This window comes from Pseudomonas sp. LARHCG127 (genome assembly GCF_052871455.1).
Map to the genome: position 1 here is coordinate 127,943 of NZ_JBIXJT010000013.1, position 14,243 is coordinate 142,185.

13 protein-coding genes are annotated in these 14,243 nt (G+C 60.3%); 11 read left to right on the plus strand and 2 right to left on the minus strand.

Annotation, left to right across the window (positions count from 1 at the left end):
- Positions 1-200: 200 nt before the first annotated feature.
- The 9 genes from ACIPQ1_RS21765 (at position 201) to ACIPQ1_RS21805 (ending at position 9,927) form a co-directional block, all read left to right on the plus strand.
- Positions 201-3,113, plus strand: a complete 2,913-nt coding sequence (locus ACIPQ1_RS21765) for an aminotransferase (protein ID WP_446534761.1) — start codon at positions 201-203, stop codon at positions 3,111-3,113.
- Positions 3,114-3,368: 255 nt separating this feature from the next.
- Entirely contained in the window at positions 3,369-4,475 is a 1,107-nt protein-coding gene (gene aguA / locus ACIPQ1_RS21770) for an agmatine deiminase (protein WP_411386214.1), read from the plus strand.
- A gap of 244 nt (positions 4,476-4,719) precedes the next feature.
- Positions 4,720-4,920, plus strand: a complete 201-nt coding sequence (locus ACIPQ1_RS21775) for a hypothetical protein (protein ID WP_057449186.1) — start codon at positions 4,720-4,722, stop codon at positions 4,918-4,920.
- Positions 4,921-5,226: 306 nt separating this feature from the next.
- On the plus strand, positions 5,227-5,898 hold the full coding sequence (locus ACIPQ1_RS21780; RefSeq protein ID WP_446534762.1) for a DsbA family protein: 672 nt from the start codon (positions 5,227-5,229) through the stop codon (positions 5,896-5,898).
- A 248-nt stretch (positions 5,899-6,146) separates the two neighbouring features.
- Entirely contained in the window at positions 6,147-7,433 is a 1,287-nt protein-coding gene (locus ACIPQ1_RS21785; RefSeq protein WP_446534763.1) for an OprD family porin, read from the plus strand.
- 290 nt (positions 7,434-7,723) lie between these two features.
- Complete coding sequence (locus ACIPQ1_RS21790) at positions 7,724-8,470, plus strand: 2OG-Fe dioxygenase family protein (RefSeq protein WP_250961866.1); 747 nt, start codon at positions 7,724-7,726, stop codon at positions 8,468-8,470.
- A gap of 13 nt (positions 8,471-8,483) precedes the next feature.
- The gene (locus ACIPQ1_RS21795; protein WP_186707274.1) at positions 8,484-8,921 is read left to right on the plus strand and encodes a GNAT family N-acetyltransferase; all 438 of its coding nucleotides are present in this window, start codon (positions 8,484-8,486) and stop codon (positions 8,919-8,921) included.
- On the plus strand, positions 8,918-9,631 hold the full coding sequence (locus ACIPQ1_RS21800; protein ID WP_053117411.1) for an AzlC family ABC transporter permease: 714 nt from the start codon (positions 8,918-8,920) through the stop codon (positions 9,629-9,631). Before ACIPQ1_RS21795 ends, ACIPQ1_RS21800 begins: the two co-directional genes overlap by 4 nt.
- Complete coding sequence (locus ACIPQ1_RS21805; RefSeq protein ID WP_186707272.1) at positions 9,610-9,927, plus strand: AzlD domain-containing protein; 318 nt, start codon at positions 9,610-9,612, stop codon at positions 9,925-9,927. The genes ACIPQ1_RS21800 and ACIPQ1_RS21805 overlap by 22 nt, the downstream gene beginning before the upstream one ends.
- On the opposite strand, the gene ACIPQ1_RS21810 is transcribed toward ACIPQ1_RS21805, so the two are convergent.
- Positions 9,844-10,770 (minus strand): LysR family transcriptional regulator, encoded by a 927-nt coding sequence (locus ACIPQ1_RS21810; protein WP_446534764.1) that lies wholly within the window; start codon positions 10,768-10,770, stop codon positions 9,844-9,846. The two genes, ACIPQ1_RS21805 and ACIPQ1_RS21810, sit on opposite strands and share 84 nt — an antisense overlap.
- A 358-nt stretch (positions 10,771-11,128) precedes the next feature.
- Between ACIPQ1_RS21810 and ACIPQ1_RS21815 the strand changes: the two genes are divergently transcribed.
- Positions 11,129-11,539, plus strand: coding sequence for an MbcA/ParS/Xre antitoxin family protein (locus ACIPQ1_RS21815; protein ID WP_060739641.1), 411 nt, complete (start codon positions 11,129-11,131; stop codon positions 11,537-11,539).
- Entirely contained in the window at positions 11,539-12,216 is a 678-nt protein-coding gene (locus tag ACIPQ1_RS21820; RefSeq protein WP_434704616.1) for an RES family NAD+ phosphorylase, read from the plus strand. Before ACIPQ1_RS21815 ends, ACIPQ1_RS21820 begins: the two co-directional genes overlap by 1 nt.
- A gap of 138 nt (positions 12,217-12,354) precedes the next feature.
- On the opposite strand, the gene ACIPQ1_RS21825 is transcribed toward ACIPQ1_RS21820, so the two are convergent.
- Positions 12,355-13,962 (minus strand): methyl-accepting chemotaxis protein, encoded by a 1,608-nt coding sequence (locus ACIPQ1_RS21825; RefSeq protein ID WP_446534765.1) that lies wholly within the window; start codon positions 13,960-13,962, stop codon positions 12,355-12,357.
- Positions 13,963-14,243: the final 281 nt, after the last annotated feature.

Here is a 14,243-nt window from a genome sequence, read left to right on the forward strand (position 1 = left end):
AGCCTTTTTCCGTGGTACGACAAAGCATAGGAGCATAGCTTGTCGGCATGGCGGGAGCGGTGCAAGCGAATATCCCATGGACACACCCTCCTATTCAGCTTCCCAGGAGGGCTGTGCATATTTTTGAACAGGGGGGTTGCTTATCCCCCGACTCGGTGGCGAGATAGGCATCCGAACAAAACCACCTCAGGGGTCGTTGTATGCCACTCGCTACGTTGGTTCACCGCGCCAGTTTGCCAAGCCCACAGATCAGCGCCGAGCAAGCGCTGGTGCTGCTGCGCTCGAATTACGGACTCAGCGGCGACCTGCGACCCCTTGGCAGCAACCAGGACCTCAACTACCGCGTCGACAGCGAGCGTGGGCGCTTTGTGTTGAAAATTTGCCACGGCGACTACGCTGTCCAGGAAATCCAGGCCCAACATGCCGCGCTCAAGCGCTTGGCCGGACACGACGCGGTGAAAGTGCCGCGGGTCATTGCGGCCATTGACGGCCAGGACCTGCTGACCTTGGACGTCGACGGCCAAGCGATTCACATGCGTCTGCTGGAATACATCGACGGCCAGTCCCTCACGCAGCTCAAGCACCTGACCCCCGAGCTTGTCACTGGCCTGGGCCGCCTGTGCGCGGAAATGGACCTGGCCCTGGCGACATTCGACCACCCGGGCCTGGAGCGCACCCTGCAATGGGACGCGCGCCACGCCCCGGCCCTGGTCGATTACCTACTGCCTGTCATCGAGGATGAAACACGACGCCATCGGGTCGCCGAGGTCGCGCAACAGGCCGAGCGGCGCTTGCAGCCGCTCAAGGCCAGCCTGCCGGTGCAGGCGATCCACATGGACATCACTGATGACAACGTGGTCTGGCAGCGCGATGCCCAGCGCCAATGGCAATTGCAGGGCGTTATCGATTTCGGCGACCTGGTCCGTACCTGGCGCATCACTGACTTGTCGGTGACGTGCGCAGCCCTGCTGCATCACGCCGACGGCGATCCGTTCTTTATCTTGCCGGCGATCAAGGCCTACCACGCGATCAACCCCTTGCAGCACCAGGAACTGTTGGCGCTGTGGCCGCTGATCGTGGCGCGCGCCGCGGTGCTGGTGCTCAGCGGTGAGCAGCAGGTTTCCATCGACCCCGACAACCAATACAGCCGCGACAACCTGGCCCATGAGTGGGAGATTTTCCGCGTCGCCCATTCGGTGCCCTTCGAACTGATGGAAGCGGCGATTCTCACCGCCGTCGGTCAAAACCTGCCGCCCATTGCCAGCGAGGGCTTTGCGCCGCTCTTGCCGACCCTGGTAGGGCGTGAGTTCGCCCTGATCGACCTGGGAGTGCTGAGCCCGCATTTCGAAGCCGGCAATTGGGAGCAGCCGGGAATCGACCAGCGCCTGCTGGATGAAGCCGCGGGTGTTCACGGCTTGGCGGCCAGCCGCTATGGGCAGTACCGCTTGTCTCGCACTCGGCCGGACAGCGCCGTCGAACCCGACACTTATCCCTTGCACGTGGCGTTGAGTGTGCCTCGGGGAACGCCGCTCGAATCTCCGTTCGCCGGGGTTGTGCACACGTCTGCCGACGGCATGTTGCAACTGGACAGTGCACAGTTGAGCGTGCGCTTGTGGGGCGTGACGTCGCCGCTGCATTCCGGCGCGGCGCTGGTCAAGGGGCGGGTGCTGGGCGAAGTGACGGGGTCGTTGTGTGTCCAGTTGTGCCGGGGCGCCCACGTGAATCCGCCACTGTTCTGCACGCCCTCCAGGGCCCTGGCCTGGCAGGCGCTTTGCCCTTCGCCGGCGGTGCTGCTGGGGCTGGCGTGCGATGCCGAGCCGGAGATCGATCCCGAGGCGCTGCTGGCTCGTCGCGATGCGAGCTTTGCCCGTTCGCAGAAACACTATTACGTCGATCCGCCGCGCATCGAGCGTGGCTGGCGCAACCACCTGATCGACATGCAGGGGCGCTCGTACCTGGACATGCTCAATAATGTCGCGGTGTTGGGCCACGGCCATCCGCGCATGGCGGCGGTGGCTGCCCGGCAATGGTCTCTGCTCAATACCAACTCGCGTTTCCACTATGCGGCGATCGCCGAGTTTTCCGAGCGCCTGCTGGCGCTGTCGCCCTCCAACATGGACCGAGTGTTCCTGGTCAACAGCGGCACCGAGGCCAACGACCTGGCGATCCGCCTGGCCTGGGCCTACAGCGGCGGACGGGACATGCTCAGCGTGCTGGAGGCTTACCACGGCTGGTCGGTGGCCGCCGATGCGGTATCCACCTCCATCGCCGACAACCCCCTGGCCCTGAGCAGTCGCCCGGACTGGGTGCACCCGGTGACCGCGCCGAACACCTATCGCGGCGAATTCCGCGGCCCCGACAGTGCGCCGGACTACGTGCGCAGCGTCGAACACAACCTGGCGAAAATTGCCGAGAGCAAACGCCAACTGGCCGGTTTCATCTGCGAGCCGGTGTACGGCAACGCCGGTGGGATCGCGCTGCCGCCCGGTTACCTGAAGCAGGTCTACGCGATGGTGCGCGAGCGCGGTGGGGTCTGCATCGCCGACGAGGTGCAGGTCGGTTACGGGCGCATGGGCGAGTTCTTCTGGGGTTTCGAAGAGCAAGGCGTGGTGCCGGACATCATCACCATGGCCAAGGGCATGGGCAACGGCCAGCCGCTGGGCGCGGTCATCACTCGCCGGGAAATCGCCGAGGCGCTGGAGGCCGAGGGGTATTTCTTCTCGTCGGCCGGCGGCAGCCCGGTCAGTTGCCAGATCGGCATGGCGGTGCTGGATGTCATGGAAGAGGACAATCTCTGGGAAAACGCCCGGGTGGTTGGCGGGCATTTCAAGGCTCGACTGGAGGCCTTGATCGATCAGTATCCATTAGTCGGCGCAGTGCACGGCTCGGGGTTCTACCTGGGCGTGGAGCTGATCCGCGACCGCGACACTCTGGAGCCGGCCACCGAGGAAACCACGGCGCTGTGCAATCGCCTGCGGGAGCTGGGCATCTTCATGCAACCGACGGGTGATTACCTGAACATCCTCAAGATCAAACCGCCGATGGTGACTACGCGCCAGAGCGTGGATTTCTTTGTCGATATGCTGATGAAGGTATTGGACGAGGGGCTGTAATCGATCTGGAATGCCGATCTGTGAAGCTGTATTCCCCTGTGGGAGCGAGCCTGCTCGCGATAGCGATGGATCAGTCAAATAATATTTGGCTTGGACTCCGCCATCGCGAGCAGGCTCGCTCCCACAGGTTTTTTCGTACATCGATTTTTGTCGGTATTTTTCAATGAACTATCGTGTTTATTGTTTTTTGTTACTTTATTAGTCGATATTTATCGTATATAAAATGACCACTGCCTATCGCCCAGGAGATGACCCATGACAACGTTGCACAGCACTCCGCGCGCGGATGGTTTCCACATGCCTGCCGAATGGGCGACCCAGACCCAGGTCTGGATGATCTGGCCCGAGCGCCCGGACAACTGGCGCCTGGGCGGCAAGCCCGCACAGGCTGCCCACGTGGCGGTCGCCAAGGCCATCGCCCGTTTTGAACCGGTAACCGTGGCGGTGTCCGCGGGCCAATACGAAAATGCCCGGGCGCGGCTTGACGTGCCGAATATCCGCTTGGTGGAAATGTCCAGCGACGACGCCTGGGTCCGCGATACCGGCCCGACGTTCGTGATCAACGACAGCGGTGAAGTGCGCGGTATCGACTGGGACTTCAATGCCTGGGGCGGCTTTGACGGCGGCCTGTACGCGCCGTGGAACCGTGATTCGCAAGTGGCCGGCAAGATCCTCGAGCTCGAGCGCAGCCCGCGTTATCGCACCGAAGGTTTCGTGCTCGAGGGTGGGTCGATCCATGTGGACGGCGAAGGCACCGTGATCACCACCGAGGAGTGTCTGCTCAACCGCAATCGCAACCCGCACATGAGCCGTGAGGAGATCGAGGCGGTGCTCAGTGCGCAATTGGCCGTGGACAAGATCATCTGGCTGCCGGACGGTCTTTTCAATGACGAAACCGACGGTCATGTGGATAACTTCTGCTGCTACGTACGGCCTGGCGAAGTCCTGCTTGCCTGGACCGACGACCCGCAAAACCCGAACTACACCCGCTGCCACGCGGCGTTGGACGTGCTGCAAAACAGCACGGATGCCAAGGGGCGCTCCTTCACAGTGCATAAAATGCCGATCCCGGGGCCGTTGTATGCCACCGAAGAGGAATGCGCGGGCGTGGATGCGGTGGAAGGTTCCCAGGAACGCAACCCAACCGTGCGACTGGCCGGTTCCTATGTGAACTTCCTGATCGTCAACGGCGGCATCATCGCGCCGAGTTTTGACGACCCGCTGGATGCACCGGCCAGGGACATCCTGCAGAACCTGTTCCCGCAGCACGAAGTGGTCATGGTGCCAGGACGCGAACTGTTACTGGGCGGCGGGAATATCCATTGCCTTACTCAACAGCAACCCGCGCCGCGGGCAAAGTGAGTGGCGATGTAACAGCCTGATGATATCGCCAGCGCCGGCTCTAAACCGGTGATTTTGGATCCATCCCGGCAAGCCCGCGGCCCGATTGGGTCGCGGGTTTTTTTGTGTTCGTTCGTGGCTGGGCAGGGATGGATTGGCATAGCTCTTGTATTGGATCAGCAGCAGTTCCGGGGAAGGGAACTGAGTTGTTTTGTCATAAACCTTGGATAAATTAGCCGCTCATCAACCAGGAGAGGGCGCTGGAATGAATATGACAAGCGAGCGCACATGCCATCCCTTGGCCGTTAATGGTGAGTCGCTTCAAGCGTTGGCGCAGTGGTTGAAGTCCAACGGAACGCGTCAGATCAGAGAACCTGATCCGCGCCGGATGATCGTTGAGCGCTACCCCGCTGGCCTGTTCAGCGAGGCTGAGCTGGAAGCGCTGTGGGATGTGATGCAAGGATAGAATTCGACGGATTGATAAAAAGCGCTGGCCGGGATGGCAGCGCTTTTTTTGTGTCTATCCGCTTTCGAATCCCCTTGAATCTCTGTGGGAGCGAGCTTGCTCGCGATAGCGGTGGGTCAAATAACACAAATGTTGACTGAAACGCTGCCATCGCGAGCAAGCTCGCTCCCACAGGGGGCCGGTGTTTAATTCAAGTGGGCATTCGCCCGATCCACGAAACACACTGAAAGCCGTTCCGGCGTTTTTCCGCAGCGCTCGCGAGGCTACCCTGCTGCCTTCGAATCCCCATGGCTAGCGTAGTTTTCCATGACCACTCTCCATTACCTCTACGACCCGCTGTGCGGTTGGTGCTACGGCGCCAAACCGCTGGTGCAGGCGGCACAGGCTGTATTGCCAGTGATCGCCCATGGCGGCGGCATGATGACCGGTACCAATCGCCAGCAGGTCTCGCCGCAATTGCGCAATTATGTGATGCCCCACGACCGGCGCATCGCCGAATACTCCGGGCAGCCCTTTGGCGAGGCCTATTTCGACGGTTTGCTGCGCGACCACAGCGCGGTGTTCGATTCGGCGCCGCCGACCGCCGCCGTCCTTGCGGCCGAACAGCTCGGCGGCCATGGCCTGGAACTGCTAGGACGGCTGCAAACCGCACACTACGTCGAAGGGCGGCGTATCGCGGACGAAACCGTCCTGCTGGAGCTCGCCCAATCCATCGGCCTGCCGGCCCAGGCGTTCCTGGCGGCGTTCCGCGTGGCTGATGTGCAAGGGCATATCAAGGCCAGTCGCGCCTTGCTCGCCCAGGTTGGCGGCCAGGGCTTTCCGACCTTGGCTCTGGATCAGGACGGCCAGTTCACGTTGATCGACATCGGTCCCTGGCTGGGCAAACCCGAGGCATTCGCCCAATGGTTGAAGCAAGCCCTGCCGGAGCAGGCCTCTGCGCCATCAGCCACTTGCGGTCTGGATGGTTGTTCGTTTTGAATGTTCTTAGACATTTTTTGCCTAATTAAAGACGATTCACGAAATTGACACGCTCTTAAGGGCGCGACTAGGATTCGCCCTACGCCTGTGGCTGACAGCCATGATTCTTAAATAATAAAAAGGCCCGACACGATCACTCGTGGGCGGGCCTTTTCATTATTTCCAGGAGCAAGAGTCCGAAAAAGAGCGCAAAGCGCCATTTCGGCTGCTCGCCGCGGTGCGTATCAACCCGTACAAGGAAAATAATCATGTTGAACAAGCGCATCAGTTTGATCGCATTGGGGATCTTGAGCACGACACACGCCATGGCCAATGACCAGGCGGAGTCAAAGGGGTTCGTTGAAGACAGCAGCTTGAAAGTGCTGTTGCGCAACGCTTATATCAACCGCGACTACAAGGACGGCAGAGAGGACAAGGCCGAATGGGGCCAGGCGGCCATCGGTACGTTCTCGTCCGGTTTCACCCAAGGCACGGTGGGCGTGGGTGTCGATGCCTTTGGCCTGTACGCGTTGCGTCTGGATGGCGGCAAGGGGCGTAGCGGTGCGCAAGGCATCGATTTTTTCAAGCAAGGCGACAGCGGCAGCGCGGCCGATGACTTGTCCAAGTTCGGTGCGGCGGTCAAGTTCCGCGTTTCCAATACCGTACTGGCCTACGGTGACCAGATGCCGGCCCTGCCGGTGCTGAGCTATGACAACTCGCGCCTGCTTCCGGAAAGCTACACCGGCACGCTGATCACCTCCAAGGAGATCAAGGGGCTGGAACTGAACGCAGGCCGTTTCACCGCCGAATCGCGCAAGAGCGCCGAAGGCCGTGACAGCGGTGGCCTGAAGTCGATCAACGTGTTGGGCGGCAGCTATCAGTTCACCGAGCAGTTCAAGGCATCGCTCTACGCCTCGGATGTCGAAGACGTATTGAAGAAGCAATACGTAAACGCCAACTACGTGTTCCCACTGGCCAAGGATCAATCCCTGACCCTGGACTTCAACGGTTATCGCACCAAGCTGGACGACAGCTACGTTCGTGAAAGCAACGTCACCGGCGACGACAACAAGATCTGGAGCCTGGCCGCTACTTTCGCCACTGGCCCGCACAGCTTCACGCTCGCCCACCAGCGCAGCACCGGCGACAGTAACCTGGGCTACGCCTACGGCGGCTATCAGCGCGAGCAGAACCGTGTGGGTGATGGCGGCAACACGATCTACCTGGCCAACTCCTACTGGTCCGACTTCAACGCTGAAGATGAGCGCAGCTGGCAGTTGGGCTACGGCCTGGACTTCAGCACCTTCGGCGTACCGGGCCTGACCTATAACGTCGCTTATGTACGTGGCGATAACATCACCACGTCCACCAGCGAAGGCGGGACCGAGCGCGAGATCTTCAACCAGTTCAAGTACGTGGTCCAGAACGGCCCGGCCAAGGACTTGAGTGTCAGGTTGCGCAGCTCTGTGTTGCGGGTGTCGCAGAAATCCAGCGAGTACAACGTCAGCGGCAATGAGCTGCGGGTGTTCGTGGATTATCCGATCAGCGTCTTCTGAGGCCTGATCAGGTTGTAAGTCGATAGCCGTGGCGAGGGAGCAAGCTCCCTCGCCACAGTTGATTCATGCCTGCCTGAAGTGAACAGCATGGCGACGCCAAGCTCGGGTTCTTTTGGCTTTTAGCCCAAGAAAAGCCGCTGGAATCGCCTGTTTCCCCGAGAAAAAGTCGTCTTTATGTAACGTTGCCCGCCGTTTCAAGCGCCGCTTGAAATGCCTCAAATACTTTCTCATGGACGTAAATCCTGCACCTACTAGATTAGGCCGCTCAACGCAGTGGAGACCTATGAAAAATGATCGTTCTGAACAGGGAAGTGGGCGAAGCGCTGAGACGTGACAAATACGTCAACGTTCGCGGTGGGGACTTCAACCTCTACGGTCATTTCGGCGACTTTGTCCGGCTGACCAAAAGCTGGGAAAACATGGAGCCCGACAGTTATTACGGCCAGGCCGAGTCAGGCATGCGTTTTCGCCGCTACAGCGACTTCGAATACAACCCAACGACCCGTGAGCTCACGCAGCTCGAACACCGGGCCTACGTTCAGTCCAAGGCCAACAACAGCTATGTCGGCGGACTGGAGCGGCACTTCGAGGATTTCTCCAACGAAGTGATCAACTCGCCGGTGATGCGCAGCCTGATCGACACGGACTTCGAGGTGTACAAGAACGTCCTGCCGCAGGAACTGCACGATGAAATCTGGCAGTGCCAGATCCATCAGATCCGCATCGAGATCAAGCCGGGCAAACAGCTGGAAATCACCCCTGAAGGGATTCACTGCGACGGTTATCCGTTCAGCGGCGTGCACTTCTGGGGCCGTCAGAATGTGGCGGGGGCGGAAAGCCGCTTGTACACCGCCCAGGAAGAACAGCTGGCGGCGACGACCTACGAGGACATTCTCGACACCACGTTTTTCCTGGATCGCGACATGCGCCATTACGTAACCCCGGCGCGCAACACCCATAGCCATGACATGGCGTACCGGCAGATCCTCGCCATTTCGTTCTCGCGGCCCGGGACCGCTTTCGACATTGTTCGCTGAACGGCTCGAACCCATGGACGACCTGACGCAGCAAGTCCTGTTGCGTCGGGCCATGGTCCGGGACGCCGAGCGGCTGGAGCGGTTCTTTCGCGGTTTCGACGAAGTGTCGTTCTGCGAATGGCAGGACGCCCGGTTCTTGCGTGGTGTGTTGTTGCAGGACACCACCACCGCGTACCTGGCCATTGATGCGAGCGGTGAAGTGGTGGGCGCGGTGATCGGCGGTATGCTCGGCACCCGCGGCACGATCAATCACCTGGCGGTCAGCCCCCAGCATCGCACCAAAGGCCTGGGCCAGCGCCTGGTCGAAGCGGCATCGGCAGACATGAAGCGGGTGGGCGTGCTGCGCATGTTCCTTTTCGTCGACGATGCTAATCTGGCCGGCAAGCGTTTCTGGGCCGCCCAGGGGTTCTGTGAGCCTCGGGGTGAAATCACCTTCGAGAGGGATTTATGAACAAGACTTCCAGCCAGCCGCTGGCGGTCGAACCACAAGCCTCGCGTACCTTTGCTGAAGCCAGTCCGGTGGTAGCGGGTTATTTCACGGTTTCGTTTGTGTTCGGTCTGATGGCGGTCAACGCCGGGCTGCCCCTGTGGTTGCCGGTGGCGATGTGCCTGTTCGTCTACGCGGGCGCTTCGCAATTCGCAGCGCTGGCGTTGATTTCCAGCGGTGCCTCGCTGACCACCATCGTGCTCACCACGTTCCTGATCAATGCCCGCCACATGCTGATGTCGGTCTACATGGCCAAGGCCCTGCGCGCGCTGGGGCTCAGTCGCTTCGAACGCTGGTGCTACGCGGCGGGGCTGACGGACGAGTCGTTCGCGTTCCATAGCGTCAAGCTCGGCAGCGGGGCGCCGGTGAGCGTGCGCTACCTGGTCGGCTTCAACCTGTTCTGCCATACATCCTGGGTGCTCGGTGGTTTGCTGGGCGCCGTGTGTGCGCAATACGCGGCGCACCTCATCAAATACCAGCTCGACTATGCCCTGACGGCGATGATGCTCTATGTGCTGGTTTCGTTGTGCGACACCCGCAACAAGCTGATCGCGGCCCTGGCGGCTGTCGTCTGCATGGGCGGGCTGAGCCTGCTGGGCAGCTCGCCGTTCAATGTCTTCATTGCCACGTTCGTTGGCTGCGGGGTAGGCGTATGCCTGACCAAACGTTCCTGATCCTGGTCGTGGTCCTGATGATGGCCGTGACCTTCCTGCCGCGCGCCCTGCCGTTGCAGATCAATACCGACCACTGGCCGCCCTTCGTCGCCCGTGCCCTGGAATACCTGCCCGTGGCAATCGTCGCTGCCATCAGCCTGACCCCGTTGCTGATCAAGGACCAGCAGATACAACTCGATCGCCCTGAATTCTATGCCGCGATTCCGACGCTGTTATGTGCGTATTTCAGCCGCAACCTGTTTCTCAGTGTGGCGCTGGGCACGGCGGCGTACATCGCGCTCGGTTCGTTCCTGTAGCCTCAGGTCCACCACATCGTGCAGCGCCTGCCCAGACAACTCGGGATTGTTCACCGCCAGGCGAACCTCAAGGAAATCCTCGAAGTCCGGGAAAATCGCCAGGCCGTTGCCCAGCGCGGCCTCCCGGGACACCAGGCCCAGGCCGTCGAGCTGCGTGATCAGCGACAACGTCAGCGTTTCACTGCAGGAATAGACCATGCGTTGGCTTGACCCGTATTCGCCCAGGCCAGCGTCGAGAAAACGCAGGAAACTGTGGGAATACGGACATTCTTCTGCCGGACGCACCTGAAACTTGTCACCGAGCAGGCCAAGGGAATCGTCCTCGTCGCCACAATGGGCACCGACCACCCGCACCTGCACATCCGGCATGGTGATGCTGGTAAAGCCACCCTGTTGCTGCCCGATCAGGATCGCCAGGTCAAAATCTTCATTCCTGAGCTTGCTCAGATTCTCCATCGACTCGGCGTAGCTGAACTCCAGCTGATACTGGGGAAACACTGCGATCAATCGGTCGATTATCCGCCGGTTGAACTCCGCCGGCAGGGTGGTATTGAGCGCCACTTTGAGCGTGCGCTGTCGCGGCGTCTTGAGCGCTGCGACTTTTTCTTCCAATTGCCGGGTGGCAATCAGCACCTGATCCATGAAGGGGGTCAGTTCCGAGCCCTGGCTCGTCAACGTCAGGCCTTTGTTCGAGCGGCGGAACAATCGGAAACCAAACTGCTCCTCGACCTTGTTCAATTGCGCCGCCAGCGCCTGCACCGTGAGGCACGAATGCTCGGCCGCTGCCGACAACGAGCCGGTCTGCACGATACGCATGAGGTTGCGTAGGGTTCTGCTATCCATGAGGTAATGCCCTCTGCTTAAGTGGGCTCGCTATTGTTGTGCACCTGGGTCAGGCCAGGGGTCATGCTGGCTATCATCATGCACCTTGCCACGCTTGTCGCGATTTTGTGCCGAAAAGCGCCGGGAGGCGATGGTTGGAGCTTATGCGGGATTTGGAGGTTTTGCCCAGTCGTTGCTGGCCGGGATTGGTTTGCCGAGGGGTATATATGTGGACTGCTTGACGTCTTATTGATCTTGAAGTCATGCCGGGATATTCAAATGGAGAATCAATGGAATCCATTTGCGAATAAAAACTTAAAAATAATCCATATCTGTACTATCCTCTAAGCACCACCCCGCTACAAAGGAGCCCAAACCCATGGCGACTTCCTCCATCACCCTCAACGCACAGCAGCAATTGGATTCCCCGGACGCGGGTCGAGTCGCGTTGAAGTTTTTCTTCAACCTCATGGCGCTCTGGGGTTGCAGCGTCGAGCAGCAGCGTACTTTGTTGGGCAAGGTGGGCAACACGACCTTCTACAAGTACAAGCAATTGCCGGAAAACGTGAGGCTGCCTCGCGATACGCTGGAGCGCATTTCCTACCTCATGGGTATTCACAAGGCGCTGAGCATCATCTTCAGCAACAGCCGGGACCGTGCCTATCAGTGGGTCAGCAGCCCCAACACTGCTGCACCGTTCAACGGCCAGTCGGCGCTGTCCTACATGTTGACCGGTCGGGTGGTGGACATCGCTGACGTGCGGCGATACCTCGACGGAGTGCGCGGCTGATGGTGCCACCACTGGCGGACCCGCAATGGAAACGGGCCTATCGGATCGTCAACAGCAGCTTCCCGCCGATTTCGCTGTTTGAAGACGTACTCGACCCCGAAGACCTGCCCACCGCCTACGCCCTGGAAGCGTTGACCAACGATCGGCTGATGGAACAGGCTGGGGTGCTGTCCCGGGTACGCCCCGAGGACCGTATTTCCGGGCCCGGTTCCTCGCCGGTGATGGCGGCGTTTACTCACATCGGCAAGAGCAGCCGCTTCAGCGACGGCACCTTCGGCGTCTATTACGCCGCCAGCAGCCAGGAAGCGGCCATTGCCGAAACCTGCTACCACCAGGCACGATTCCTCGGCGCGACCAACGAGCCCGACCTCGAGTTGACCATGCGCACCTACGTCAACAAGGTCGTCAAACCCTTGCACGACATCCGCCACGATTATCCCCACCTCCACGACCCGGACCCTACCGCCTACGGTCCATCTCAAGTGTTCGCCCGACAACTGCGTGAAACCCTGTCGTGGGGGCTGCTGTACAACAGCGTCCGATTGCCCGGCCACGAGTGCGTGGCCGCGTTTCGCCCGCCGGCGGTTTCGATTCCGGTGCAGGGCAAGCATATTCGATATGTCTGGAGTGCCCAGAAGCGGGAGATTTCGTTTGTGTTTGAGGTGAGTCAGGTGTGAGTCAGGCTTTTAGGGTGTTTTATGGCTGGGCAATAATTATTGCCCAGCCATAATTTCCAATAATTCGCGATTATTGAAAGCAGAGGCTGCTATGCAGCCCACGGGAGCAAGCTCCCTCGCCACAAGAGCGTCTATTGATCAAATCTTGAACTGCTGCACCGAAGCCTGCATCGACCCCGCCGCATCGTTCAATTGATCCGCCGTTTGCGTCAGATTGTGAATGGAACGGGTGTTTTCACGGGACTGCTCGGCAATCGACTCCACACGCTGGGCCATTTCATCACTGGCTTTGGACTGCTCGGCGATGGTCTGGGAAATTTCCTCCACCACTTCGGCCGCATGTCGGGCGCCGGTGCGGATTTCGCTGATGGACACCCCGGCCTGCTGGGCCAGGTTGACGCCTTCGTCCACACGGCTGACGCAGGCCTGCATGTTCGCCACCGCGTCCCGGGCGCTGGACTGGATGCGCTCGATCATCGCAGTGATTTCCTGGGTGGACTGCGTCGTGCGCGCCGCGAGGTTGCGCACCTCATCGGCCACCACCGCAAAACCACGCCCCGCCTCACCGGCGCGGGCGGCTTCGATGGCAGCGTTGAGGGCCAGTAAGTTGGTCTGTTCGGCGATGCTCTTGATCACCTGGATAATCGAATGAATGTCTTCGGATGAGGCGTCCAGCGCCGTGATCTTGCTGGACGACTGGTTGACCACCTCGGCGATCCGGTTCATGCCTTCCACCACCCCGAGGATCACCTGGCCACCGCTGCTCGCCAAATGCTCGGACTGCGCCGAAATCGTCCGGGCGCTGTCGGCGTGCTGATGGATCTGGCTGATGTTCGCCATCATCTGCTCCATGCTTGCGGCCATGCTGGTTGCGCTCTGGGCTTGTTGATCGGCGCTGGACACAATCTGCCGCGCCGTATTACCCAAATTCTGGGAGGTGCCGTGCAATTCATCGCTCTGGCTGCGGATCGTGGCGATCATCTGCCGCAGATTGGACTGCATCTGCTCGATCACGCCCTGCAACTGACCCAACTCATCCTTGCTTTGAGCGCCCATCGAGCGCTGCAAATCCCCTTGGGAAATCGCCTGGGTATTGAGGATGATCTTGTTCAGCGGCGTCAGCACCGCCTTGAGCAGGCTCCACGACAACAGCGCCAGCGCCACGCAAGTGGCCAGCAACGTCGCGATCAGCCAGCGCTCCGAAGTCTGAATGCTGTGGTCCTGATGCTCACGCGATGACTGCGCCTGGTTTTCGATCAGCTCGCTCACCGCTTCGTTGCGCTCCTCCAGCGCCGAAAACGCCCCGTCGAACTCCGCCCGCAACGCATGGCCGTCCTGGGCACCGCCCAAGGCCTTGCCAATGATTTGCTTGGCTTTATCGATGTAGGTCTCGACCTGTGGCTTGAGCTCGACAATCGCCTTGGCGACATCCCCCGGCAACTTCGCCTCGGCGTTTTCGGCGATGACCTTGCGCATCCGCTGCGTATGCTCGTCGAACGCCTCCAACACTTCCTTCGCCCCCTGGGCATCCCCCGGCTTCACCAGCAGGGCGGCGAGCACATCGGCACGAATGGCGTCGTGCATCATGTCCGCCTCCATGTGCTTGCGCATGGCCGAGATACTGGTCTCGTTCTGCACCAGGGCCTCGGTCATGGAGTGATAACCCCATAACCCGATACCGCCAAGCAGCAGCGCAAAAGAAAGACTGACCAACCCCGAGCCTATGACCTTGGTGCGGATTTTCATCGCTTACTGCTCCTTGGAGCGGGGGAATTCTGGGAAGTGTAGTTGAGCGCAAGCGGAGCCTTGGAACAGGCAATGCCCTTATTCGAGGCTATCGGCGGGGGAAATGATTAGATGAGCCCGTGGCGAGGGAGCTTGCTTGCGCTGGGCTGCGATATAGGTAGCCCGTTCCTTTTACCAGCTCTATCGCACGCCCCGGTTTTACGGCGGATTCGCCTCCGAGCGGGAGCAGGCTCCCTTTGCGACGGGGGCCGGCACGCTCAAGATCCTTGCAACCATAAGCC

What these genes read in the sequence shown, in the direction of transcription:
- ACIPQ1_RS21825 (WP_446534765.1), bottom strand. Translation starts at nt 13,962, where the DNA reads ATGAAAATCCGCACCAAGGTCATAGGCTCGGGGTTGGTCAGTCTTTCT.
- ACIPQ1_RS21820 (WP_434704616.1), top strand. Translation starts at nt 11,539, where the DNA reads ATGGTGCCACCACTGGCGGACCCGCAATGGAAACGGGCCTATCGGATC.
- ACIPQ1_RS21795 (WP_186707274.1), top strand. Translation starts at nt 8,484, where the DNA reads ATGGACGACCTGACGCAGCAAGTCCTGTTGCGTCGGGCCATGGTCCGG.
- ACIPQ1_RS21790 (WP_250961866.1), top strand. Translation starts at nt 7,724, where the DNA reads ATGATCGTTCTGAACAGGGAAGTGGGCGAAGCGCTGAGACGTGACAAA.
- ACIPQ1_RS21800 (WP_053117411.1), top strand. Translation starts at nt 8,918, where the DNA reads ATGAACAAGACTTCCAGCCAGCCGCTGGCGGTCGAACCACAAGCCTCG.
- ACIPQ1_RS21785 (WP_446534763.1), top strand. Translation starts at nt 6,147, where the DNA reads ATGTTGAACAAGCGCATCAGTTTGATCGCATTGGGGATCTTGAGCACG.
- aguA (WP_411386214.1), top strand. Translation starts at nt 3,369, where the DNA reads ATGACAACGTTGCACAGCACTCCGCGCGCGGATGGTTTCCACATGCCT.
- ACIPQ1_RS21815 (WP_060739641.1), top strand. Translation starts at nt 11,129, where the DNA reads ATGGCGACTTCCTCCATCACCCTCAACGCACAGCAGCAATTGGATTCC.
- ACIPQ1_RS21775 (WP_057449186.1), top strand. Translation starts at nt 4,720, where the DNA reads ATGAATATGACAAGCGAGCGCACATGCCATCCCTTGGCCGTTAATGGT.
- ACIPQ1_RS21810 (WP_446534764.1), bottom strand. Translation starts at nt 10,770, where the DNA reads ATGGATAGCAGAACCCTACGCAACCTCATGCGTATCGTGCAGACCGGC.
- ACIPQ1_RS21765 (WP_446534761.1), top strand. Translation starts at nt 201, where the DNA reads ATGCCACTCGCTACGTTGGTTCACCGCGCCAGTTTGCCAAGCCCACAG.
- ACIPQ1_RS21780 (WP_446534762.1), top strand. Translation starts at nt 5,227, where the DNA reads ATGACCACTCTCCATTACCTCTACGACCCGCTGTGCGGTTGGTGCTAC.
- ACIPQ1_RS21805 (WP_186707272.1), top strand. Translation starts at nt 9,610, where the DNA reads ATGCCTGACCAAACGTTCCTGATCCTGGTCGTGGTCCTGATGATGGCC.